Source organism: Paenibacillus forsythiae T98, from assembly GCF_000520735.1.
GTDB lineage: Bacteria > Bacillota > Bacilli > Paenibacillales > Paenibacillaceae > Paenibacillus_AQ > Paenibacillus_AQ forsythiae.
In genome coordinates, this window is the sequence record NZ_ASSC01000094.1 from 1 (window position 1) to 4,128 (window position 4,128).

A 4,128-nucleotide genomic window follows, 5' to 3' on the forward strand; every position below is an offset into this window, starting at 1 on the left:
TGTCTCCTTCAGCGGAGCGTCTTTCTTGTCATCCTTCTTCTCCGTCTGAAGTACCTGTACATCCCGGCTGCCGTCGCGGTAGATAGTAACCCCTTTGCAGCCAAGGTCAAAGGCCAGCTCGTACAGCTCCTTCGTTTCTTCCACCGTAAAGTCGTTCGGGCAGTTCGCCGTCTTGGAAATCGAGCTGTCCACCCAGCGCTGAATGGCCGCCTGCACACGGATGTGATCCTTGGCGGACAGGTCCATCGAGGTTACGAAATAGTCCGGCAGCTCTTCCCCCGGATGAGCCTCCAGATACTGCTCTGCAATCGGCACGAACTGCTCGTCGAAGCCGAGACGGCTCTGACGGAAATATTTGAAGGCAAAGTACGGCTCGATGCCGGTCGAGGTGCCGACCATCGTGCCCGTGCTGCCTGTCGGCGCCTGGGTAATAACCGTAACGTTGCGCATGCCCTGCTTCGAGATGGCCTCTCCGACTTCGGGGTACACCTCGGTCATATTTTTCATAAAGCCGCTCAGCAGGTATTTCTCTGCGTCGAACGCCTGGAAAGAGCCTTTTTCCGACGCGATCCCGGCAGAGGCCAAATAGGCTTCGCGGGCCATGAAGCCATACAGCTTGTCCAGGAATTCCAGCGATTCCGGGCTGCCGTACCGGATGTTCAGCTTGATCAACAGCTCGGCCAGACCCATCGTTCCAAGACCAACGCGGCGCTCTTGCTTCTGATTGGCTTCATTTTCCGGGAAATGATACGGCGTCTTGTCGATTACATTATCCAGGAAGCGCACCGAATAGCGGGTTGTCGTCCCGAGATCATCCCATGCCACATCCTGCTTCTCCTCATCATAGAACTTGGAGAGATTAATTGCGGACAGGTTGCAGACCCCCCAGCCCGGCAGACCTTGCTCGCCGCACGGATTCGTGCAGATAATCGGGTTGAAATACCAGCTGTTGGACATCTGGTTGTAATATTCCATGAACACGACACCCGGCTCCGCCGATTTCCATGCGGATTCGATGATCGTATGCCAGATATCCCGCGCTTTTACGGTACGGTAATGATTCACCTTGCGGCCCGCCGCTTTCCATTTATCCAGATCGCCGTCCCAGACCTCGTTATAGTCAGGCTCCGTCGTATCCGGGAATACCAGCTCCCAGTCCAGGTCCTCTTTGACCGCCTTCATGAAGCCGTTGCTGACGCATACCGACAGGTTGGCATTCGTCACCTGGCCCATCGTCTGCTTGACGGTAATGAAATCGGCCACGTCCGGATGCCAGTCGTTGATCATCAGCATCAGCGCGCCGCGGCGGCTTCCGCCCTGCTCGATCAGTCCTGTCGTGTAGCTGAACAATCCGCCCCAGGATACCGCCCCGCTGGAGGACCCGTTAACGCCCTTGACGACGGCGCGGCGCGGACGCAGCGAGGACAGATTGATCCCGACGCCGCCGCCCCGCGCCATAATTTCCGTCATTTCGGACAAAGTTTCCATAATGCCCCCCCGGCTGTCTTTTGGCGAGGGCACGACATAGCAGTTGAACAGCGTCAGCTCGTCGCTCGCTCCGGCTCCGGCCGCGATCCGGCCTCCCGGAACGAGCTTCCAGTCGTCCAGAATGCTGCGGAATTTGTCCGTCCATTCGCGCTGCAGCTCCGGCGTCTTCTCCACGGAGGCCATGGCTCCTGCCAGGCGGTCCCACATTTCTTCCGGTGTTTTTTCTATATTAAGCGTCAGCTTCTCCACCTCGGACTGCACCAGCTCGCCGCTGCGGGTCTTGACCGTTACGATCCGGCCGCTGCGCTCCACGATCTCCCCGACTTCCTTGGTAGGAAATTTCGGGTCGTCTTTGGTCAGAACAAGCACGACGTCCCCCACCTTGGCATTGTTTGTGTCGGCGTCCTTCCAGGCATAGCGGTCCAAAAAGATCTTCTCGCTGAGCCCCTCCAGCCGCTGCTTGCGCTCCACTATACTCAATATAAACAACCTCCCGAAAGTATGATTAGTATTCCGATCCCTGTGCAGGCGGTCTTCTCCGAAAAACGGCTACTACCGCACTAGTCACTATATATTGTGTGATTCAGCCTTTAAACTATACCATATATTGTGGAAAGAGTCTTTAGCGAAATACTCCTTCCCCTGTGAAAAAACATGGCCACAGCCCGCGTTTCCTCTTGGTTTCTCCCGTTTTTAGAGACTGGCTCCAAAAATAGCAGTTATGAATTCTCTCTTTTACGCGCATACTACTTATACATTTGACTATGTAAACTTTAGGCCCGCAGGAGGAGACCGCTCTCATGACCCACTTACCTCGCAATAACCCGGAGCAAGAACAAGGCCAGGATATCGTTCTTCCCGTGCCGACCTCCTTCGAACGTGAATGGCTGAAAGACCTGGAGTCGAGGCTCGACAAAGGCGGTCCCTGGGGGAACTGGAGGCTCTCGCGGCTGGCGATGGAAGGCGAGGCTTCCGGGCTGGTGGAGAGCTTCGAGGAGCTGCAATGCATGAAACATCTGGCGTCGCTGTCTCCCCTGCCCCATCAGCTCGACACGGCGCGCAAGGTGCTGTTCGACATGTCGGGACGGGCGATTCTGGCGGACGAGGTCGGCCTCGGCAAGACGATCGAAGCGGGCCTTGTGCTGAAGGAATACCTGGTGCGCGGTCTCGTCTCCAAAGTGCTGATTCTTGTTCCCGCCTCGCTGGTGCTCCAGTGGGTCCGGGAGCTGAATACGAAGTTCGGTATTTCGGCCGTGGCGCAAAAGAAGGCGTACTCCTGGGACAACGATATCGTTGTCGCGTCCATGGATACGGCCAAGCGCGATCCCCATAAGGAGCGGATCATCTCCGGCGAATACGACATGCTCATCATCGACGAGGCCCACAAGCTGAAGAACAAGAAGACGACCAACTACCAGTTCGTCCAGCAGCTCCGCAAAAAATACTGCCTGCTGCTAACCGCCACCCCGGTGCAGAACGACCTTGGCGAGCTATTCAATCTGATTACGCTGCTGAAGCCGGGCCAGCTAGGGAACCAGGGCGATTTCTCTGCGAATTTCGTCGTCGACAAGCGCGTGGCCAAGAACGAAGAGCAGCTTCGCGGCGAGCTGTCCAAGGTGATGATCCGCAACCGCCGGGGCGAAGGACCGGTCACTTTTACGAAACGGAAGGTCAGCAATGTGCCGCTCACGCTTTCACCCGAAGAACAAACATTATATGACGGGGTTACCGCTTTTGTCAAAGACCAGTATCAGGAATCGGGCGGGAATTTAAGCAGCATGCTGTCGCTCGTCACCTTGCAGCGCGAGGTATGCAGCAGCCGGGATGCGGTATTCGTTACACTCGTTAATCTGATGAAAAAGCTGCCCGAGGACTCCCCCCGCCGGGAACGGATGATTGAGCTGCTCCAGCAGATCCGGATGGTTAAAGCCAACACCAAAGCGGAGAAGACTATTTCCCTCATTAATGAAGTAAAGGAAAAAGTAATCGTATTCACCGAATACCGGGCGACCCAGGAGTACCTGCTTCAATACTTCCGCGAGCACGACATTTCTGCCGTCCCTTATTCCGGCGGCATGAACCGCGGCAAAAAAGACTGGATGATGGACTTGTTTCGCGGACGCGCCCAGGTGATGATCGCGACCGAAGCGGGCGGCGAGGGCATCAATCTGCAGTTCTGCCACCATATGGTCAACTTCGACCTTCCCTGGAACCCGATGCGGGTCGAGCAGCGCATTGGCCGGGTGCACCGGCTGGGCCAGCAGAACGATGTCGTCATCTATAACCTCTCCACCACCGGCACCATCGAGGAGCATATTCTTCATCTGCTGCATGAAAAAATCAACCTGTTCGAGACCGTAATCGGCGGGCTGGACACCATTCTGGAACGGTTCGAGAAAAAGGAGTCGCTGGAGAAAAGCCTGTATAAAATCATGCTGGAGGCCGAAAGCGACGAAGAAATCCGCAGCAAGGTCGGGCAGCTCGGCCAGACGCTGGCCGAACTTAAGGATGGAGTCCTCAGTGAGAGCGAGGCCGCGCCATGACCATGACCCCTCAGCAGGTGCAAAAGCATGTAATGGACTATCTGGATGCGACGGAATGCCAAATCATCGAAAAATCGCCGGTGCATGTCACCGTCAA

General features: G+C 56.1%; 2 protein-coding genes and 1 pseudogene. 2 read left to right on the forward strand and 1 reads right to left on the reverse strand.

The features are described from left to right. On the reverse strand, nt 1–1,968 hold a 1,968-nt coding region (locus L692_RS0103255; RefSeq protein WP_025697167.1), incomplete at its 3' end, for an adenosylcobalamin-dependent ribonucleoside-diphosphate reductase. Nucleotides 1,969–2,288: 320 nt separating this feature from the next. Between L692_RS0103255 and L692_RS0103260 the strand changes: the two genes are divergently transcribed. Continuing rightward, on the forward strand, nt 2,289–4,031 hold the full coding sequence (locus tag L692_RS0103260; RefSeq protein ID WP_025697169.1) for a DEAD/DEAH box helicase: 1,743 nt from the start codon (nt 2,289–2,291) through the stop codon (nt 4,029–4,031). Further along, nucleotides 4,028–4,128, forward strand: a pseudogene (locus tag L692_RS34110) (YqhG family protein); the annotation flags it as partial. The gene L692_RS0103260 and the pseudogene L692_RS34110, both read left to right, overlap by 4 nt.

Excerpts from the sequence above, each read along its gene's own strand:
- L692_RS0103260 (WP_025697169.1), top strand. The coding sequence starts at position 2,289 with ATGACCCACTTACCTCGCAATAACCCGGAGCAAGAACAAGGCCAGGAT.